General features: G+C 76.6%; 18 protein-coding genes. 7 read left to right on the forward strand and 11 right to left on the reverse strand.

Features of this window, described 5'->3' with window-relative positions; translation table 11 throughout:
* Nucleotides 1-36 precede the first annotated feature (36 nt).
* The 5 genes from LG943_RS24270 to LG943_RS24290 form a co-directional block, all read right to left on the reverse strand.
* On the reverse strand, nt 37-429 hold the full coding sequence (locus LG943_RS24270; RefSeq protein ID WP_270074683.1) for a VOC family protein: 393 nt from the start codon (nt 427-429) through the stop codon (nt 37-39).
* Nucleotides 430-462: 33 nt separating this feature from the next.
* Nucleotides 463-840: a VOC family protein gene (locus LG943_RS24275; RefSeq protein WP_270074684.1), complete on the reverse strand. Its 378-nt coding sequence runs from the start codon at nt 838-840 to the stop codon at nt 463-465.
* 284 nt (nt 841-1124) lie between these two features.
* Nucleotides 1125-1478: a hypothetical protein gene (locus tag LG943_RS24280; protein ID WP_270074685.1), complete on the reverse strand. Its 354-nt coding sequence runs from the start codon at nt 1476-1478 to the stop codon at nt 1125-1127.
* Between the two features lie 64 nt (nt 1479-1542).
* A complete protein-coding gene (locus LG943_RS24285) occupies nt 1543-1857 on the reverse strand; it encodes a hypothetical protein (protein WP_270074686.1) in 315 nt (104 codons plus the stop codon).
* A gap of 5 nt (nt 1858-1862) precedes the next feature.
* Nucleotides 1863-3263, reverse strand: coding sequence for a hypothetical protein (locus LG943_RS24290; protein ID WP_270074687.1), 1401 nt, complete (start codon nt 3261-3263; stop codon nt 1863-1865).
* Between the two features lie 429 nt (nt 3264-3692).
* Here LG943_RS24290 and LG943_RS24295 point away from each other — a divergent pair, with 429 nt between their 5' ends.
* Nucleotides 3693-4955, forward strand: coding sequence for an MFS transporter (locus LG943_RS24295; protein WP_270074688.1), 1263 nt, complete (start codon nt 3693-3695; stop codon nt 4953-4955).
* Between the two features lie 121 nt (nt 4956-5076).
* On the opposite strand, the gene LG943_RS24300 is transcribed toward LG943_RS24295, so the two are convergent.
* Nucleotides 5077-6372, reverse strand: coding sequence for an acyl-CoA dehydrogenase family protein (locus LG943_RS24300; protein ID WP_270074689.1), 1296 nt, complete (start codon nt 6370-6372; stop codon nt 5077-5079).
* Nucleotides 6373-7066: 694 nt separating this feature from the next.
* Here LG943_RS24300 and LG943_RS24305 point away from each other — a divergent pair.
* Together LG943_RS24305 and LG943_RS24310 are read left to right on the forward strand one after the other, a co-directional pair.
* Nucleotides 7067-8950 carry a CoA transferase gene (locus tag LG943_RS24305; protein WP_270074690.1) on the forward strand — a complete coding sequence of 628 codons (1884 nt, stop codon included), beginning with the start codon at nt 7067-7069 and terminating at the stop codon, nt 8948-8950.
* Nucleotides 8947-10593: a class I adenylate-forming enzyme family protein gene (locus LG943_RS24310; protein ID WP_270074691.1), complete on the forward strand. Its 1647-nt coding sequence runs from the start codon at nt 8947-8949 to the stop codon at nt 10591-10593. The genes LG943_RS24305 and LG943_RS24310 overlap by 4 nt, the downstream gene beginning before the upstream one ends.
* 50 nt (nt 10594-10643) lie before the next feature.
* Here LG943_RS24310 and LG943_RS24315 read toward each other — a convergent pair whose 3' ends face one another.
* Genes LG943_RS24315 through LG943_RS24330 form a run of 4 tightly spaced genes read right to left on the reverse strand, consistent with a single transcriptional unit; the run spans nt 10644 to nt 13748 of the window.
* Nucleotides 10644-11546: a metal ABC transporter solute-binding protein, Zn/Mn family gene (locus LG943_RS24315; RefSeq protein ID WP_270074692.1), complete on the reverse strand. Its 903-nt coding sequence runs from the start codon at nt 11544-11546 to the stop codon at nt 10644-10646.
* Nucleotides 11489-12367, reverse strand: a complete 879-nt coding sequence (locus LG943_RS24320; RefSeq protein ID WP_270074693.1) for a metal ABC transporter permease — start codon at nt 12365-12367, stop codon at nt 11489-11491. The genes LG943_RS24315 and LG943_RS24320 overlap by 58 nt, the downstream gene beginning before the upstream one ends.
* Complete coding sequence (locus tag LG943_RS24325; protein ID WP_270074694.1) at nt 12364-13026, reverse strand: ATP-binding cassette domain-containing protein; 663 nt, start codon at nt 13024-13026, stop codon at nt 12364-12366. Before LG943_RS24325 ends, LG943_RS24320 begins: the two co-directional genes overlap by 4 nt.
* Nucleotides 13023-13748, reverse strand: a complete 726-nt coding sequence (locus LG943_RS24330) for a sigma-70 family RNA polymerase sigma factor (RefSeq protein ID WP_270074695.1) — start codon at nt 13746-13748, stop codon at nt 13023-13025. The genes LG943_RS24325 and LG943_RS24330 overlap by 4 nt, the downstream gene beginning before the upstream one ends.
* A 73-nt stretch (nt 13749-13821) precedes the next feature.
* On the opposite strand from LG943_RS24330, the gene LG943_RS24335 reads away from it, so the two are divergent.
* Nucleotides 13822-14007 carry a zf-HC2 domain-containing protein gene (locus LG943_RS24335; RefSeq protein WP_270074696.1) on the forward strand — a complete coding sequence of 62 codons (186 nt, stop codon included), beginning with the start codon at nt 13822-13824 and terminating at the stop codon, nt 14005-14007.
* A 414-nt stretch (nt 14008-14421) separates the two neighbouring features.
* On the opposite strand, the gene LG943_RS24340 is transcribed toward LG943_RS24335, so the two are convergent.
* On the reverse strand, nt 14422-15042 hold the full coding sequence (locus LG943_RS24340) for a hypothetical protein (protein ID WP_270074697.1): 621 nt from the start codon (nt 15040-15042) through the stop codon (nt 14422-14424).
* An 873-nt stretch (nt 15043-15915) separates the two neighbouring features.
* Between LG943_RS24340 and LG943_RS24345 the strand changes: the two genes are divergently transcribed.
* From LG943_RS24345 to LG943_RS24355, 3 genes are all read left to right on the forward strand, one after another.
* Nucleotides 15916-16377: a helix-turn-helix transcriptional regulator gene (locus LG943_RS24345; RefSeq protein ID WP_270074698.1), complete on the forward strand. Its 462-nt coding sequence runs from the start codon at nt 15916-15918 to the stop codon at nt 16375-16377.
* Nucleotides 16378-16382: 5 nt separating this feature from the next.
* Nucleotides 16383-16838, forward strand: coding sequence for a VOC family protein (locus LG943_RS24350; protein WP_270074699.1), 456 nt, complete (start codon nt 16383-16385; stop codon nt 16836-16838).
* Nucleotides 16839-16995: 157 nt separating this feature from the next.
* The gene (locus tag LG943_RS24355; RefSeq protein WP_270074700.1) at nt 16996-19380 is read left to right on the forward strand and encodes an excinuclease ABC subunit UvrA; all 2385 of its coding nucleotides are present in this window, start codon (nt 16996-16998) and stop codon (nt 19378-19380) included.
* Nucleotides 19381-19555 lie beyond the last annotated feature (175 nt).

Raw genomic sequence — 19555 nt, forward strand, 5'->3', positions numbered from 1 at the left:
GGGGCGCGGCCGCCCGTCCGGCGGCCGGCCGGACCGCTACTCCTCCTGGAGCACCGAGCAGATGGTGCCGGCGGGGTCGGTGAACCACGCGACCGAGGGGCCGCCGTGGCTCGCGCGGGCGATCCCCTTGTCGTCCTGGTCGAAGCCGGGGTAGCGCAGGAACTCCACGCCGCGCGCCGCGAGGGCGTCGACGGCCTCGTCGATGTCGGGCACCGCGAAGTTCAGGACGGTGTAGGTGGCGGGCGTGAAATCGGGCTTGGGGTAGACCAGCACCTGGGCGCCGCCGGGCAGGTGGAGGGTGAGCAGGCCGTGCTCCTCCATGCCCGGGACCGGTTCGACGGTCAGTCCCAGGGTGTCGCGGTAGAACGCGGCGGCCGCGGCGGTGTCGGGCACCGCGAAACCGCTGTAGGCCGTGCTGTCGCCGAGCATGCCGGCTCCCTTCGTCGTCGGGCGGGTGCGGTGTCACATGGCGGCGCGGTGGGCCTCGCTGAGCTGGATGAGCTGGACGTAGTTGCCGTCGGGGTCCACGGCGGTGGCGAACAGGCTGCCGTCGCGGTCCTCCAGCGGGGCCACCCAGGTGGCGCCCATGCGGTCGAGGCGCGCGGCGGCGGCGCGGGCGTCGGGGACCTGGAAGTTGAGGATGAGCCGGCCCGGCTCGGGGTTGGCGGCGCCGATGTCGTCGCGGCTGTCGATCATCAGGTAGACCCCGCCGAACCGCAGCACGCGGTAGGTGTCCACCGCGGAGTCCTCGTCGGGCGCGAACGCCTCGGCGTACCAGGCGTGCAGGCGCCGGGGATCGGTGCTGGACAGCAGCATGCTGTCGAGGGTGGCGGTGCTCATCGCGTCTCCTTGGTGCGGGTGGTGCGGTGTGGTGCGGTTGGTGCGGCCGGGGCCGGTGCGCCGGCCGGGTCCGAAGCGGAGCGGTCCCGTCGTGCCGTTGTGAGGGGTGACTCCCGGGCGGCCCGAAACTCATCGGCCGGCGGGGACCGGATGTGCGATGCGGTTTCCGGGGTCAGGGGCGGCGGGTTCGGGTCGGGGCCGGTCGGTGCCGGGCGCGGGTGTCGCACGCCGGCACGCTTGCGCGCTGCCCCGGCGCGTGCGCGGGCGGGCGCGTAGCGGGCCGCTCAATCGTCCTCGCCGGGTTCGACGGCAGAGGTGGACGTGGGCTCCGGCTCCGGATAGGTGGTGGGCTCGGGCGCGGCGGGCGGGAGGGTGCCCTGGAACTCGGCGGTGCCGTCCCGGGCGCCGTCGCGCCCTCCGTCCCCGCCGCCGTCGCGGTTGTCGCCGGGCCGGGGCGAGGCGGAGACCGTGACCGTGGCGGTCGCGGTGACCGTGGGCGCGGGCGCGGGGCGGTCGGGCGCCTCGGGGCCGCCGCCCAGGCCGCCGGACAGGGCGGTGCACGAGCCGAAGAGGAGCAGGAGCAGCACGATGATCCCGCAGCCGGCCAGCACCGAAACGGGGCGGTTGCTCTGCACCATAGGCGCCTCCTCGTGTCGTGGGGATGCGTCAGCGGAGGTGGGCGCGGCCCGGCCGCGCGCGGGTTCAGCGGGTCGGCGCGTCCTTGCCGGGATCGTCGCCGCGTGTTTCGGTGTCTTCCGGGTCCTCGGGGTCCTCGGTGCCGACCGCGTCGGCGACCAGGCCCGCGATGCGGTAGTCCACGCGGATGTCGTAGTAGGTGGTGTGCGGCTCGACGCGGTCGGGCAGGTTGCGGCGGTCGCCGCCGTGGGCGGAATCGGGGTCCGGGTCGCCCGTGAAGCCCGAGGCCACCGACGGCCGGTCGTGGAAGGTGACCTCCTCGGCCGTGGCGGCGGCCTCGATCTCCACATCGGCCCGGCGCGGGCGGCGGGGTCGGGCCACGGCGCTCACCTCGCCTCACGCGCGGCCTGGACGGCGCGGCTCACCACGGAACCGGCGTCACGACCCACCTGCCGGGCCCCCGCCCGCACGCCCCGGATGCCGCGCAGGACGCGCTGGGAGGCGGTCGGGTGCGGCTCCGCCCCGTCCGGCCGTTCGTCGCGGGAGCCGCGGCCCGCACCGTGGTCGGCACGCCGTGGCCGGGGCGCACCGCGCAACGGCGATCCCGTCTCCTGGCGGCCGCCGTCTCCGCCGCTGTCGTCTCCGGCACCGGATTCGTCGTCGGCGTCCCGGCCGAACGCGGGGCCGGCGTCGTAGTCGAGCCCCGGATCCGGGGAGCCCGGGGCGGTCCGCCCGCCACCCGACCGATCGGCGGGCGCAGGCGGCGGCGTGTCGGCGGGTCCGGCGTCGTTGCCGCCGGCCGAGGCGTCGATGTCCTCGGGCGGGGCTTCGGCGTCCGCGCCGGCCGGACCGGTGTCGTCGTAGACGGTGAAGGCGTCGGAGTCCGGTGCCTCGGTGTCCAGGTCGGCGTCCTCCGGCGGCGGTTCGTCGCCGGGGTAGCCCCATACGGCATCGGCGGCGGCGCTTTCGGCGGCGAGCGGCGTGGCGGGTGCGGCGGCCCCCGTATCCTCCGGCTGCTCACGGGTGCCGCCGGACCCGGCCGGCGGACGGCTGCCGCCGCCCGCCGCCTCCGGGGAGGCGAACGGTCCGGCCGCGCCACCGGTGACCGCTCCGCCGACAGGTCCGGCGGCGCGGCCCCCGGCCTCGGCCGCACGGCCCCCGGCATCGGCCGCGCGGCCGACCGCGTCCGTCACCGGCGCCGCCGGGTTGCCGTCGCCGCCCGCCAGCGCGCCCAGCCCACCGGCCGCCGCCTGGCCCGCGCCCCGGCCGACGGCGTCGGTGGCCCGCCCGGCGACGTTCCCGGCCTCCGCGACCGCCGACTTCAGCGGCCCGGCCAAGCCCTCCGTGATGAGCTGCGGGTTCTCGTCGATGGTGCGCAGCACCCGCTCGATGATCGCCGCGACGTTGTCCAGCCGCACCTTGAGCCGCGCCTGCGCCTCCACCCCGCGCAGGGTCAGGGACACCGCGCCCAGGTCGACGTCGGCGCCCACGTTGAGCCGCAGCAGGTCGCCCACCTCCGCCTGGAGGGACACCCGCGCCCGCAGGTTCTCGACGTCGAGGTCGATCTCGTCCACCGCCAGGTCGGGCACGTCGAGCAGGACGTCCGGCTCCTGGTCGGTGGCGCCGCGCTTGGCCGGGGCGGCCCGCGTGGCCCGTGCGGCGCGCGTCTCGCGCGGCGCCTCGCCGCCGGTCACCCGGCGCGCCCGCACCCGCCGCTCCGGGGCCTCGCGGTCGGTCGGGGAACCGGCGCGGTCCCGGCGCGGACCCTCCATGCCGCGTCCAGTCATGCTTCCCTCCCCGGCGGCGCGCATTGGCCCGGGACCCCGGGACGCGGAGCGTCCCGCCGGTTGCGGCGGTCCGACGCGGCCCTGCGCGCCACCCTGTGGCTGTACGGCGGCGGCTGCCCCTGATGCCCCGGGAAAAACCCTTTTGACCTGGTGTTTCCCAGCCATGGAGGCCGCTGCGGGGTGGCGCGGCGCGCCAGGCGCGCCCCGGACCGCCCAGTGGCGGCCCCGCCGGTCCGACGTGCCCGCAGCGGGGAGCCGACCGCGTTCCGATGAAGGCGCGGGGGCGGGCACCGGTGTGCGGCACCTCTCGTCCGGCGGCCGCCGCCGGAACTTCCCGCCTCCTGCCGACGACTGCTCTTATGGGCAGTCCAGGGCCTGCCCGCCCGCCGTCCCCGCCGTCCCCGTCCACACGCTCCCGGAGCCGCCGCCATGTCCGAAAGCACCCCGGCCACCCCGGGCACCCCGGCCACCCCGCCGCCGCGCGCCGACGACGGCCCGGAGCGGGGCGCCCCCGTCGGGCTCACCGTCCTGCTCACGTCGGTCATGGCGTTCTCGATGGCCCAGCTCTTCATCGTGGGGGCGCTCGGCCCGGCCCTCGTCGACGAACTGCGCATGAGCACCACCATGCTCGGCTTCACGACGACGGTCGGCTTCGCCACCGCCGCGCTGCTCTCCCCCCTGGCGGGCCGGGTGGTCGACCGGTTCGGCGCGCGGCGCTGCCTGGTGGCGCTGCTGGCGCTCACGGCGCTGGCCCTCGCCTCGATCAGCGCCGCGCCCGGCTACGGGGTCCTGCTGCTGGCGATCACCCTGGGCGGCCTGCCGCAGGCGCTCGCCAACCCCGCCACCAACACGGTGATCCTCGCCGTGGTGCCGCCCCGGCGCCGGGGGGCGGTCACGGGGTGGAAGCAGTCGGGCGTGCAGATGGGCGCGTTCGCGGCCGGGCTGCCGGTCGCGGCGCTCGCGGCCGCGGCGGGGTGGCGGTTCGCGGTGGCGTGCGCGGCCGTGGCGGCGGCCTGCGCCGCCGTGTGGGCCTGGCGCGCGGTGCCCGCCGCCCCGCCGCGCCCGGCGGACGGGCGCCCGGCGCCGGGGCGGGTGCCCGCGTCGGTGGTCTGGCTGGCGGTGTTCTCGCTGCCGCTGGGGGGCGGGCTGGCCTCCATCAACACCTACCTGCCGCTCTTCGCCGCCGCCGACCTGGGGTACCGGGAGTTCGGCGCGGCGGTGCTGGTGGCGGTGCTGGGGGTCTGCGGTATCGCGGGCCGGGTGCTGTGGGCGCGGCTGGCCGGAGGCGACGGCGCCCGCGCCGACCGGCTGCCCGTGGTGCTGGCGGCGGGCGCCGTGCTGGGGCCGGTGCTCATCGGGGTGGCGCCGCTGCTGCCCGGCGCGGGCGCGTCGGCGTGGGCGGGCGCGGTCGCCATCGGCGCGTTCGCGGTGGCGGCCAACGCCGTCTCGATGCTGATCGTGATGCGCCGCGCCGCCCCGGTCGCGGCGGGCCGCGACTCCGCCCTGGTGTCGGCCGGGTTCTTCGCGGGATTCGCCGTGGGGCCGCCCGCCTTCGGGGTGATCGCCGACGCCTGGGGCTTCGGCGCGGGGTGGGCGGCGGTGGCGGTGCAGTTCGCGCTGGCGGCGGCCATCGCCCTGGCCTGGCGCACCGCCGACCGCCCGGCCGCCGATGGGGCGGGAGCGGATCGGTGACGGGCGGGGCGGCGGCGCTGAGGCATGGCCGCCGCCCCGCCGCCTTCCCCCACCACGGGTGCGCGATCCGGTCACCGCCCGCCCCCGACCGCCCGCCGCACTCGGCACCTCGTCGCTCGAATCAGCCGCTGGGCGCCGCCCGGTGACTGCGTGCCCTCAGGACCCGGCCCACCCGCGCGTCGTTCGGCGGAGGCGGCTGGCCGCCTGGAGGCGGCGGCGTGGTTTCGGCGTACTGCCGCAGGAGGCGTCCTGCGAAGGACGCGATGTGGGACTCGTCCGGTCCGTCGAGGATGCGGGCTTGGCGGGCCACCCGGTAGAGGCGGGGGAGCGGGGTGTCCGGCCCGAGTCCCTCGGCGCCGTGGACCTGCACGGCCGCGTCGGTGACGGTGGAGAGCATGCGCGCGGCGGCGACCTTGGCCAGGGCCACGGCCTGGCGGGCGTCGCCCTCGGCGGCCACCTCGCGTACGGCCGCGTCGATCAGCGGGCGGGTTCCGGCGATGGCCAGGTGCGCCTCGAACACCAACCGCCGCACGAGCTGGTGGTCGCCCAGCGGCGGGCTGCCGCGCCCGGTCTCGGCTGCCCGGCGCAGCAGCAGCCCGTAGGCGCGCTCCGCCTGCCCGAGCCACCGCAGGCAGCGCAGCGTGCGGCCCAGCGCGATGCGCTCGGAGGCGATGGCCAGGCCCGCGCCGGGGGTGCCGAGGACGTGCTCGGCCCCGACGCGGACGCCGTCGAAGGCGATCTCGTACTGGCCGCCCGCGCCCAGCATCGGCAGCTCGCGCTCCACGCGCACGCCGGGCAGGCCGGTGGGCAGGCAGAACATCGTCAGCCCGCCGTCCGCGCCGGCGGGGCCGCCGGCGCGGGCGAGGACGGTTACGAGGTCCGCCTCGGCGGCGCCGGTGACGAACCACTTGCGGCCGCTGAGGACCCAGCCGCCGCCCTCGGGCGCGGCGCGCGTGGCGATCTCGGCGGGGCGCGTGCCGCGCACGCCCGGCTCGGTCATGGCGTAGCACGCCCGCGCGCGGCCGGACGCGAGGTCGGCGAGGTGGCGACGCCGCAGCTCCGGGCGGGCGTGGCGGTCGAGCATGCGGACGTCGAGGAGGGCGGCCGACCCCAGCGCCGCCGGGCCGTGGTCGCTGCGCCCCTCCTCGACGGCCAGGGGCGCGTAGTCGGTGAGGGAGAGCCCCCGGCCGCCCAGGGCGCGCGGCAGCGGCAGGGCCCAGAGCCCGGCGGCCTTGGCGCGCTTGTTCAACGCGGTGAGGAGCGGCCCCCGGTCGGCGCCCGGGGCGTCGAGCGCGTCTTCGGCGGGTTCGACGTGCTCGGCGACGAACGCCCGTACCCGCTCCGCGAGCCCTGAGGCGTCGTCGCCGGGGGAGCCGGACGCGGGGCGCGCGCGGGTCGCCTGCTCACTGGTGCTCATGGCATGGCCTTTCGCTGACACGAACGGGACTGCGGAGGCGGGGTGAATGAGGTGGGGAGGGGCTGCGGTCACCGGAGCGGCGGATGGGAGGGAGCGGGGTGGGCGGCGGTCGGACGCCGCTCGGTTCCGTCCGGGTGATCAGGCCGGCGGGGCGGGTGTGAAGGCATCGGTGGCGGCTGGGTGGGTGGCCGACGGGGGTGCGGCTTCCTCGCCGGGCGGCCCGCCGATCGCCCGCACCTCCCGGTGCGCGGGTGAGTGCGGCCACAGAGGGCCGGAGGTGGTTCCCGCCGCTGCCCCGGTTCTGCGCGGAGGGGCGGTTGCCGCAGACCCTCTTCGGTGCTGACCCTCCGCCCCCGTCCGGACTTCTCGGGTCGCGTTCCGCGAAGGGGGGTCCGCATCGGGTGGTGACCGCCGGGTTGCCGTGGGTGGCCGGATGCGGTCTTCCCGCGACGGCGGCTGAACTGCGGCGGGACGGCGGGTGCTCGCGTTTGCTCAGGCCACGGCGTTGCCGAACGGGCTTGGTGATCATGGCGTCGCAGTGTGTTCCCGGTCATGTCCGCCGCCTTTTCGCTCCGCCGAGGGAACTGGGGTCGCGTCCGCTTCGACTGCTTCTGTGACGAGAAGTCGGAGACGCGACGACGGAAGTTCCCGCGCTCCGGCTCCCGCTTCTGATGCGTGACCAGAAGGATGCGATATGAACGCCATCCCCTCTGACCGACCACTCTCCGGGCTCGCGGCCCGCCTCGACGGGGCTCCGGCGCTGGGCCGGCTCGCCGTCCGGCACCTGGCCGCCCTCGGTGCGGACGTCACCGGACCCGACGCGGCCGCCGCCACCGGTACCGCCTACGCATCCCCCGCATCCCCCTCCCGCCTCCCGCACGACCGCGCCCGGTCCACCCAGCCCTCTCGGCCCGCCCGGCTGCGCCTCGGCGCCGCCGAGGTCGAGCTGGCCTGGTCGGACCGCCCCGAGGACACCGGGATCACCGACGAGGCCACCGCACAGGCGGCCACCGGCGTGATGGCGGTCAACGGCCGCCGCTGGGGCTCCGCCCCCCGCCCCCTCACCCTCGACCACACCACCGCGCTCGCCGAGGTCCTGGCCGTCACCGGCCTGCTGGCCGGGGTGCTCGCCCACCGCCGCGCGGGCGCCGCGCCGCGCCTGGCCACGACCGTGGAGCGGGCCGGCCTGCTGTCGGTCTCCCAGTACCTCGCCGCCGCCTGCGCGCCCGAGGCCGAGGCCGTCCCGCTCGACCCCGGCGGCGCGACCTTCGCCAGCGCCGACGGCACCGCATTCGAGGTCGAGGCGCTCAGCGCCGAGGTCTGGGCGCGGTTCTGGCGCGCGGTGGGCGCCCCCGAGCCGGCCGTCCGCGCCGGCTGGGCGCCCTTCCAGTTCCGCTACGCCACCGCCTGCTCGGCCCTGCCCGCCGACCTGCACGCGGCGGCGCGCGCCCTGCCCTGGGAGCGGCTGCGCGCGGCGGCCGACGCCTCGGGCGCGGGGATCTGCGACCTGGTGACGCTGGACCGGCGCCGTGCGGAGATCGGCGCCGTTCCCGCACCCCTGTGGCACCTGCGCGCGCTGGACACCGCCGCCCCGACCGGCCCCGACCCGACCGCCCCCGCCTCGGCCGCCGCGCCGGCGGCCGCCGCCACCGCCGCGCCGCTCGCCGGCGTCACCGTGGTCGAGGCCGGCCGCCGCATCCAGGCGCCGCTGTGCACCCACCTGCTGGGCCTGCTCGGCGCCCGCGTCGTCCGCGTCGAACCGCCGGGCGGCGACCCGCTGCGCGCCATGCCGCCCGTCACCGGCGGCGTCTCGGCGCGCTGGCTGGCCCTCAACCGGGGCAAGGACGCCGTGGAGATCGACATCAAGACCGCCCAGGGCCGCGCCGACCTGCGCGACCTCGTCGCCGACGCCGACGTGTTCTGCCACAACTGGGCTCCCGGCAAGGCCGAAACCCTCGGCCTGGCCGCCGCCGACCTCGCCGCTGCCAACCCCCGGCTCGTCTACGTCCACACCTCCGGGTGGGCCGACGCCGTCCCCGACGCCCCACCCGGCACCGACTTCATGGTCCAGGCGCGCTCGGGCCTGGCCGACGCCCTCAGCCCCGTCGGCGCGCCCGCCGCGCCCTCCCTGATGACCCTGCTCGACGTCCTCGGCGGCGCGCTGGGCGCCCAGACCGTCGTCGCCGCGCTGCTGGCGGCCGACCGCCGGGGCGGCGCCGTGGCCGCCGAAAGCTCCCTGCTCGGCGCCGCCGACACCCTGCTGCACGACCTGCTGTCCGGACCGCCCGCCGCCGTCGACCCCCGCCGCTTCGCCGTGGGCTTCCGCGCCCCGCTGCGCACCGCCGACGGCTGGGTCGCCCCCGCCGACACCGACGCCGACGACGCCGCCCTGCTCGCCGCCGCCGTCGCCGACGCACCCACCGCCGACGCCCTGCGCATGCTGCGCGACAAAGGGCTCAGCGCCACCGCCGCCCTCGGCGACATCGCCGCGCTGCCCGCCGACCCCCGATTCGCGGCCCGCCTCCCGCGCGACTCCCACGGCGCCGTCGCCGTGCCCAACGTCTGGAGCCAGGTATGACCGCAGTCGCCATCACCGACCTCGTCCCCGCCCGGCTGCGCGCCGAGTGGGCGCGCCGGGGCGACTACCCCCGCGCCGACCTGTTCGCCCTGTTCAGCGCGCACGCCGCCGCCCACCCCGACCGCACCGCCGTGATCGACGACGACGGCGCGATCAGCTACGCCGACCTGCGCGCCCGCGCCCTGGCCACCGCCGGAGGCCTGGCCGCCCTGGGGATCGGCCCCGGCGAGGTGGTGGGCGTCCAACTGCCCAACGGCCGCGACGCCGTGGCCGCCGAACTCGCCGTCGCCGCCCTGGGCGCGATCGCCCTGCCGTTCCCCGTGGGCCGCCGCGTCCGCGAGGCCGAAGCCCTGGTGCGGGGCTCGGGCGCCGCCGCCGTGATCGCCGCCGCCCGCCACCGCGACCGCTCACCCGCCGCCGAACTCGCGGCGCTGCGGCCCGGCGCGCCCACCCTGCGCCACGTCGTGGCCGTCGGCCCCGGTCCGGCGCCCGAGGGCTGCGTGCCCGCCGACGCGCTGCCCGCCGCGCCGCCCGGGTTCGCGCCGGCGCGCCCCGACCCCGACTCCTGCGCGCGCATCCTGGTGTCGTCGGGCTCGGAGGCCCAGCCCAAGATGATCGCCTACTCCCACAACGCGCTCGCCGGCGGGCGCGGCAACTTCGTTGAAGCGCTGCTGCGGCCCGGCCGCGAGCTGCGCGCGATGTTCCTGGTGCCGCTGGGTTCGGCCTTCGGCAGCAGCGGCACCAGCGTCACCCTGGCCCGCCACGGCGGCACGCTGGTGCTGTGCGGGGCGTTCGACGCCGACGCGGCGATGCGCGCGGTCGCCGAGCACCGGCCCAGCCACGTGTTCGCGGTGCCCACCATGATCCGGATGATGCTGGACAGCCCCGGCGCGCACACCGCCGACCCCGGCGGGGTGTCGGCGGTGGTGCTGGGCGGCGCGCCGCTGGACCCGCTCACCGCCGCCGAGGCGCGGGCCCGCTTCGGCTGCCCGGTCGTCAACCTCTACGGCTCGGCCGACGGCGTCAACTGCCACACCGGTCTGGACGACCCGCCCGACATCAGCGGACGCCCCGGGATCGCGGCCGGCCGGCCCAACCCGCGGGTGGCCGGCATCCGCGTGGTTGACGAGCACCTGCGCGACGTGTCGGCCGGCGCCATCGGCGAGATCGTGTCCCTGGGGCCGATGACCCCGATGTGCTACGTCGGCGCGCCGGAGCTGAACGCCCGCTACCGGGCGGCCGGCGGCTGGGTGCGCACCGGCGACCTGGGGATCCTGGAGGCGGACGGCGGGCTGCGCGTGGTCGGCCGGCTCAAGGACGTGGTGATCCGCGGCGGCGCCAACATCAGCCCCGTCGAGGTGGAGCACCTGCTGCGCGAGCACCCCGACGTGCGCGACGCCTGCTGCGTGGGCGTGCCCGACCCGCTGATGGGCGAGCGGCTGGCCGCCCACATCGTGCCGCGCCACGGGCGGGTGCCCGACCGCGCCGAACTGGAGGAGTTCCTGCGCGGGCGGGACGTGGAGCCCTACAAGTTCCCCGAGTACGTGCTGCCCGCGCCGGATGAGGGGCTCCCGCTGACCCCGGCCGGCAAGGTCGACAAGCAGCGCCTGCGCGAGCGCGCGGTGGAGGTGGTGGGCGGCTAGCGCGGCAGGCCCGGGTGAGGGGGCGCGCCGCCCCCTCACCCGGCGCGGCCTCAGTGGCGGCCGCCACCCCCGTGGCCGTCGTGGTCGTCGTGGCCGCCCCCGTGGCCGCCGCCGTCCGCTCCGGGGCCCGGCGGCTCCTCACCGCGCAGCGCCGCGCCGATCGCCTCGGCGTTGGACCGGTACACCGCCAGCAGGTCCTGGTCCTCGCCGGGGTAGTTCACCACGTCCACCTCGGCCGCGCCGGAGTCGGGCAGCACCGCGCCCGTGGACATGTGCGCGTTGTCCAGCACCAGGTCGGGCTCGGCCCCGCTCAGCTCCGCCACCTCCTGCGGCGACACCTGGTCGGGGCCGTAGGTGCCCACCACCTCCGCGCCCGCCAGTTCGGCCGCCCACCCGGCGTAGACCTGCGCCACCGCCGTGGGCCGCTCCCCGCCCGGCCAGTCCGCCTCGACGTCCTCGCGCAACCGGGCGCGCACCGAGTCGAACTCCGCCAGCCACTCCCGCGCCGCCTCGGCCGTGCCGAACCGCTCGCCCAGCTCCGCCACCTCGGCGGCGATGACGTCGGGGCTGTTGTCGGCGTTGACCTCGACCGCCTCGGCGTCGGCCCCCGCCGCCTCGGTGATCTGCTCGGCGAAGGACTCGAACGGGCTGTAGAGCACGAACTCGGCGCCGGCCACCGCCGCCAGGTCCGAGGGCCGGGGCTCGTAGTCGGGCGCGTGCTGCACCGAGGCCGGCACGATCACCGTGACGTCCTGGGCGCCGGCGGCCCGCGCGAACGCCGCCTGCCAGGTGGTGGTCGCCACCACGGCGGGGCCGGCGCCGCCGGAGTCCGCGCCGCCGTCGGGCGCCGGCCCGGTGCCGCACGCGGCGCCGCCCATCAGCAGCGCCGCGGCCGTCAGCGCCCCGCCGCGGAGGACGGCGGCGCGGGGGAGGGGGGTGCGAGCGTCGACCATCGCGACGTCGTCCTTTCCGGGAGGAACTGGACCACCAGCACGACCGCGCCGGCGGTGAGGACAAGGGCGGGGCCCGGCGGCAGATCGAACAGCAGCGCGATGGCGAACCCGACCAGGTTCACCACCACCCCGATGCCGATCGCCCACCGGACCATCGCCCCCAGGGAGTGCCCGAGCCGGCGCGCGGCCAGCGCGGGCAGCAGGGTCAGCGCGTCCACGAGCAGCGCCCCGGTCAGCCGGATCGCCCCGGCCACCGCCACCGCGATCAGCACCAGCAGCAGCGTGGTGAGCGCGCCAACCGGCACCCCCGAGCACAGCGCCAGTTCGCGGTCGTGCAGCAGCAGCGCGAGGTCGCGGCGCCGCCACCAGAACAGGCCGGGCACCACCACCGCCAGCACGCCCAGGATGGCGATGTCGACGCCGCGCACCGACAGCACCGAGCCCCACAGCAGCTCGAACGCGCCGGCGCCGTTGACCCCCGACAGCGCCAGGACCAGCAGGGCCGCCGCCATGGCCAGGCTCATCAGCAGGCCCATGCCGCCCGAGAGCCCGCCCGGGTCGCGCGCCAGCGGGCTGATGCCCACGCCCGCCAGCGCGCAGGCCACCAGCGCGCACAGCAGCGGGTCCAGCCCCACCAGCAGGCCCACGGCGATGCCCAGCAGCGCGACGTGCATCATCGCGAAGCGCACCGGCATGATGTCCAGCCCCACGATCGCCACGCCGATCACCGGCAGCCCGATCGCGCCCACCACCAGCGCCGCGGCCGCGCGCTGGACGGCGGGCATCTCCAGCAGCGCCAGGAACGTCGCCCAGTCGATCACGGCGCCTCCCGCAGCGCGCCGGCCGCCATCTCCAGCCGGCGGTCGCACCGGTCGGCCAGGTGGCGGTCGTGGGTGACCACCACGACCGTGGCCGGCAGGCCCAGCAGCACGTCGGCCGCCTCGCGCTGGCCGGCGAAGTCCAGCGCCGCCGTGGGCTCGTCGGCCAGCAGCAGGCCCGCGCCGGCCGCCACGCAGCCCACCGCCCGCGCCAGGTGCACGCGCTGCACCTGGCCGCCGGAGAGGGTGTGCACGGGCCGGTGCAGCAGGTGGGCCACGCCCAGGCGGTGCGCGGCCGCGACGGCGGCCGCGAGGTCCCCGCTCCCGGCCAGCAGCTCCTCGGCCAGCAGCGGGAACGCGCCGCCGCCCTGGCGCTGGGGGATCCACGCGCAGGCGCGGCGCCGCCGCGCCCAGTCGGCGCGGGTGGCCGCGACCGCGCCGCCCACGCTGATGCGGCCGGCCACCCGGCCCCGGTGCAGGCCCAGCACCGCGCGCAGCAGGGTCGTCTTGCCGGACCCGTTGGTGCCGGTCAGCGCCGCCTTCTCGCCCGGGCGCACCGCCAGGTGGACGCCGCGGACCGCCGGCTCGGCGCCGAACGAGCACGTCACGTCCACCAGGGCGAGGTCCAACGCCGCCGTGGTGGGCACAGTCACCGCCGTCATGTGGGCTCCTGGGTGGGGATCAGGGTGGTCGCCGGCCCCGGGGGAGCGGGAACCGGCAGGGGGGAGGGCGCGGCGCGGGCGGCACCCCTCTGCCGCACAGGTCGGGTGCGGGGCGCCCGCGGTTCCCGCGAATCCCGCGAATCGGCGGCGGTGGCGACCGGCGCGGGCGTCTCGGCGGCCTCGGCGATCTCGGCCAGCCGCAGCGCCGTGATCAGGTCCTCGCGCGCCCGCGCCACGCGGGAGCGCACCGTGCCCACCGGCACGCGGGTGATCTCGGCGGCCTCGGCGTAGGAGAACCCCTCGATCTGGGTGAGGACGAAGGCGGTGCGGCGGGTCTCGGTGAGGCCGGTGAGCAGGTTCAGCAGCGCCAGCTCCTCCTCGAACCGGCCCTGCCCGGTCTCGGTCCGCGCCTGGGCGGTGTCCCAGTCCTCCACGCTGACCGTGGCCGGGCGCGCCGAGGCCGCCCGGTACCGGTCGACCACCGTGTGGCGGGCGATGGACAGGATCCAGGAGCGCACCGAGGAGCGGGCGGCGAAGCGGGGGAGGCCGCGCAGCGCGCGGATCAGGGTCTCCTGGGTCAGCTCCTCCACCAGCATGGGATCCGACATCGAGCCGATGAAGCGGGCGACGTCGGGGCGCAGCCGGCGCACCAACTGCTCGACGGCGCCGTCGCCGCCCTCGACCGCGTCCAGGGCCAGCCGGGTCAGTTCGGCGTCATCCACGGCGCGCCGCCTTTCGCCCGCAACAGGGGCGGCGGGGGATGGTGCCGACCCGGGGATGGGCCATTATGGACGGGTGAGCTGCGTGGAGTGCCGGACCGCGCTGTCCGCTGAACTGGACGGCGAGGCCGCTGATGCGGTCCCCGAGGATGTCCGCCGCCATCTGCGCGACTGCCCGGCGTGCGTCGACTGGCTCGCCGCGGCGCACCGCCTCCAGCGGCTCGTCCGCGCGGCGCGCCTGGCCGCCGACCGCGGCGAGTAGCCCGGCGCCCGGCCCGGGGGCCCCGCGCGCGCGGCGGGAAGGGGTCGGGGCGGCCGCGCCAAGCCTTCCGCGGCGGGGCGGGTGCGGCCGTGGCCCGGCCGGATGCGGTCTGCCGTGAACCGGGGCCGGTTGCCCGCCGAAACGGGCGGGTGCCGCGTTCACTGCGCGATGAGACGTCATGTGCCTTCCTCTGCGGTCGAGGACCGCCGCCGCCCCGCGCCGTGCGGTCGGCGGCGGTGCGCCACTGCTCCGGCGGCGTTCTCCAACGCCGCCGGCGGGCGCTACTTGCGCGGTGCGGCCGGGTGGCGCCCAGGGCGCCGCCGTCCGCACCGGCACGGCCGGAAGGGGGATCGCTCGACCGGGGCCGGCGGGCGCGCGGGGCGCGCACGCACGCGCGCGGACGCGCGGGCGGGGTCAAGCGGGAACGGGCGGCGGTGGGCCGCGCAGCACGACGGTGTGGCGCAGCAGGCCGTGCGCCGGCGCGCGGGCGGGTCCGCCGACGGCCGGGAGCGGGCGCGGCGGCGCGCAGGGCACCGGGGACTCGGCGGCGCCCAGGGCGACCAGCGTGGAGAGCAGGGAGCCCACCAGCCCGGCGAGCCGGAAGGCCGCGGCCTCGCCCCGCCGCAGCCACCACGCGCTGGCCAGCGCGGCGGCGAGGTGGGCCAGCGCCATGCCGCCGCCCTCGCCGTCGGTGCCCGGGCCTATCCCGCCGAAACCGGCGGAGGCGCCGAGGAGGCCGCCGAAGCAGCAGCCCGCGCAGGGCGGCGCCGGGCCGGCGCCCGCGTGGGCGTGCGCGTCGTGGTGGCGCGGTGCGTCGGGGGCGGCCAGCGAGAACAGCACGTGCAGCGCGGCCTGGCCCCACAGCATCCACCCGCACAGGGCCGCCAGGCCGCGCTCGCGGCGGGCGGCCGGCCACAGCGCGGCGAACACCAGGGCGGCGCCCGCCGCGACGACGGGCCACGCCAGGCCGTGGCCCGACGCCAGTCCGTGGCCGAGCGCGGACACGCCGACGCAGACCGCGGCGAAGACCCCCACACGCGGCCATCGGGCGAAAGGCGGCCTTGACGCCGACATCTCGGACACTGGATTCATTCTCGCATCGCGCCCGCCTTTTCCACTGTGACGTTCACCGTCATTCCACGGGCGCGGGCAAACGCCGAGGTCCGCGTTTTGATCGCCGTTTGATTCGCGCGATGTTCAATTCCCGTCCGCCGAATCGCGGGTGGCCGGGCGGAAACGATCATGAAAGGGGGGAACGGGCGCGGGTTTCGGTCGAGCGGGAAGAGGGAATTCGGGGGTGAACCGGTTAAGGGGGCGTCGAATGAACCCGGTGGCCGACCGCCTGGTCGGTCGCGGCGGGGTTGCAGGAGTGGGATAACCCCAGTTCAACCGCCTTGTTCGCGGTTCGGGGGTGGAGCGGCGGCCGCGTGCCCCCGGTGGTCGGCCGGGTTCCGGCAGAGCGTTTCCGCAGGAGAATGGCGCACGCGCGCACCGGCGGGCGGGCCGTGCCCGCCGGTGCGGCGGGCCGGGTGATTTCCCGGCGCGGCGGAAGGCGCGGCCGGGAGTGTACCGGCCGCGACCCCGGCGGGCGGCGTCCGATTCGCGGGAGGGTGGAAAACGGTGCAGTGCTTTCGCGGACTGTCGGGGCCGGGAAAACGGTCGGCCGGTGCGAAAAGGGGCGTCCGGGTATGCCGATTCGGCGTTTTCCGCCGCGTGCCCGGCTGTGCCTTCCCCCGCGCGGGACGGCGGGGCTCGGCGGGACCGCCGACCGGCCGGCCCGGACGGCCCGGCGACCGGCCGGCCCGGGGTGCCGTGGCCGCGTCGCCCCCCATCCGCCGCCGCGCCTTCATCCGCCCGCCGCTGGCCGGTGCCGCCCGGCGGCACTGGGCAATCCGGACATGACATGGCATGATCGTGCAGGTGACCAGCAGTTCCGCAACCGAGCAGCACCTGCGCGACCTCGCGCGGCTGCGCCGGGTCCGCGACCGCATCGACCGGGAGTACGCCCGCCCGCTCGACGTCGAGGCGCTCGCGCGCGGGGTGAGCATGTCCGCCGGGCACCTCAGCCGCCAGTTCCGCCGCGCCTACGGCGAATCGCCCTACTCCTACCTGATGACCCGCCGCATCGAGCGCGCCATGGCGCTGCTGCGCCGCGGCGACCTCAGCGTCACCGAGGTCTGCTTCGAGGTGGGCTGCTCCTCGCTGGGCACCTTCAGCACCCGCTTCACCGAACTGGTCGGCATGCCGCCCAGCGTCTACCGGCGCGAGGCGGCCCGCTCCACCAAGGGCCTGCCCACGTGCGTGGTCAAGCAGGTGACCCGACCGGTCAGGAATCGAGAAGCGCGGGCCGCCGAACCGCAACTAGCGTGACGGCCATGAACAGCACCCGCAGCACCCGCAGCACCGGCAGCCCCGGCGGCACCGCCATCACCATCCACACCACCTTCCTGCCGCACGACGACCCCGACGAGTCCGTGGCGTTCTACCGCGACGTCCTCGGCTTCGAGGTCCGCAGCGACGTCGGCGCCGGCACGATGCGCTGGATCACGGTCGGCCCGCCCAACCAGCCCGAGACCCGCATCCTGCTGGCGCCGCCGGCCGCCGACCCCGGCATCACCGACGACGAGCGCCGCCTCATCGCCGAGATGATGGCCAAGGGCACCTACGGCTGGATCGTGCTCGCCACCGGCGACGTCGACGCCGTCTTCGAGCGTGTGGTCGCCCACGACGTCGAGGTCGTCCAGGAGCCCACCGACCAGCCCTACGGCGTCCGCGACTGCGCCTTCCGCGACCCCGCGGGCAACATGGTCCGCATCCAGCAGGACCACTGAGCCGCCACGGGCGCGCCGCCGCCCGCCGGCCGCGGCGCCCCGTTTTCCACAGCACCACACAAGCGGTCGAACCCGTGTTCGTTTCCGGGTTAACGTGAGCCGCAGCACGCCACCCGCGGCCCGCCGACCCGGCCGCGCCCCGACGGATGGAGACACCATGAGCACCGCCCCGAACCCGGGCGCGCCCGCGCCGCACGCCGCGGACAGCCACGACCTGATCCGCGTTCAGGGCGCGCGCGAGAACAACCTCAAGGACGTCAGCCTCACGCTCCCCAAGCGCCGGCTGACCGTGTTCACCGGTGTGTCCGGATCGGGCAAGAGCTCCCTGGTGTTCGGCACGATCGCCGCGGAGTCCCAGCGGCTGATCAACGAGACCTACAGCAGCTTCGTGCAGGGCTTCATGCCCACCATGGCCCGGCCCGACGTCGACGTCCTCGAAGGGCTGACCACCGCGATCATCATCAGCCAGGAGCGCATAGGCGCCAACGTCCGCTCCACGGTCGGCACCGTCACCGACGCCAACGCCCTGCTGCGCATCCTGTTCAGCCGGCTCGGGCAGCCCCGCCTCGGCTCGCCGCAGGCGTTCTCCTTCAACACCGCCTCGGTGCGGGCCAGCGGCGCGATCACCGTCGAGCGCGGCGGCAGCGCCAAGGCCGTCCGCCAGACCTACACCCGCACCGGCGGCATGTGCCCCCGCTGCGAGGGCATGGGCAGCGTCACCGACATCGACCTCACCCAGCTCTACGACCCCGACAAGTCGCTGGCCGGGGGCGCGATCACCGTGCCCGGCTACAAGGCCGACGGCTGGTCGGTGCGGTTCTTCATGAACTCCGGGTTCTTCGACCCCGACAAGCCGATCCGCGACTACAGCGACACCGAGTTGCACGACTTCCTGTACCGCGAACCCACCAAGATCAAGATCGAGAACACCAACATGACCTACGAGGGCCTGGTGCCCCGGGTCCAGAAGTCGTTCCTCTCCAAGGACCGCGAGGCCATGCAGCCCCACATCCGGGCCTTCGTGGACCGCGCGGTCACCTTCACCACCTGCCCCGACTGCGACGGCACCCGGCTCAGCGAGGCCGCGCGGTCCTCGCGCGTCCACGGCGTCAGCATCGCCGACGCCTGCGCCATGCAGATCAGCGACCTCGCCGAATGGGTGCGCGGGCTGGACGAGCCGTCGGTGGCGCCGCTGCTGGACACCCTGCGCCACACCCTCGACTCCTTCGTGGAGATCGGCCTGGGCTACCTCTCGCTCGACCGCCCCTCGGGCACACTCTCGGGCGGCGAGGCGCAGCGCACCAAGATGATCCGCCACCTCGGCTCCTCGCTGACCGACGTCACCTACGTCTTCGACGAACCCACCATCGGCCTGCACCCCCACGACATCCAGCGGATGAACACCCTGCTGCTGCGGCTGCGCGACAAGGGCAACACCGTGCTGGTCGTGGAGCACAAGCCCGAGGCCATCGAGATCGCCGACCACGTGGTGGACCTCGGCCCGGGGGCGGGCACCGCCGGCGGCACCGTCTGCTTCGAGGGCACGGTCGACCAACTCCGCGCCAGCGACACCCTCACCGGGCGCCACTACGACGACCGGGCCGCGCTCAAGGAGAAGGTCCGCACCCCCACCGGCGTGCTGGAGATCCGCGGCGCCAACACCCACAACCTGCGCGACGTCGACGTCGACATCCCGCTCGGCGTGCTCGTCGCGGTCACCGGTGTTGCCGGGTCCGGCAAGAGTTCGCTGGTGCGCGAGTCGATCCCCGCCGGCGCGGGCGTGGTGTCGGTCGACCAGGGCGCCATCCGCGGCTCCCGGCGCAGCAACCCCGCCACCTACACCGGCCTGCTCGAACCCGTCCGCAAGGCGTTCGCCAAGGCCAACGGCGTGAAACCCGCCCTGTTCAGTGCCAACTCCGAGGGCGCCTGCCCCAACTGCAACGGCGCCGGGGTCGTCTACACCGACCTCGGCATGATGGCGGGCGTGGCCATCACCTGCGAGGAGTGCGAGGGCAAGCGGTTCCAGGCGTCGGTGCTGGAGTACCGCCTCGGCGGCCGCGACATCAGCGAGGTCCTGGCCATGCCGGTGGCCGAGGCCAAGGAGTTCTTCGCCTCCGGCGAGGCCCGCACACCGGCCGCCCACGCCGTGCTCGACCGGCTCGACGACGTCGGCCTGGGCTACCTCACCCTCGGCCAGCCGCTCACCACCCTGTCCGGCGGTGAGCGCCAGCGGCTCAAGCTGGCCACCCACATGGCCGACAAGGGCGGCGTCTACGTCCTGGACGAACCCACCACCGGCCTGCACCTGGCCGACGTGGAGCAGTTGCTGGGGCTGCTCGACCGGCTGGTCGACTCCGGCAAGTCGGTCATCGTCATCGAGCACCACCAGGCGGTCATGGCGCACGCCGACTGGATCATCGACCTCGGCCCCGGCGCCGGCCACGACGGCGGCCAAATCGTCTTCGAGGGCACCCCCGCTGACCTCGTCGCCGCCCGCTCCACCCTCACCGGCGAACACCTGGCGGCCTACGTGAAGGGCTGATCCGCCGGCCGTGCCGGCGGCGGGCCGGGGCCGGGCGCCTCGTCCCGCCGCCGGCGCGGCCGGGCCCCTCCGCCGTAATCGAGTTGCCTCAGCGGTCGGCGGCGACTACTGTACTTGGCTTCGCTTGGCGGCAACTCATATTCGTCTGCGCTGAGGATCGCGACGCACCGGGGGC

The organism is Streptomonospora mangrovi (assembly GCF_027604915.1).
Taxonomy (GTDB): domain Bacteria; phylum Actinomycetota; class Actinomycetes; order Streptosporangiales; family Streptosporangiaceae; genus Streptomonospora; species Streptomonospora mangrovi.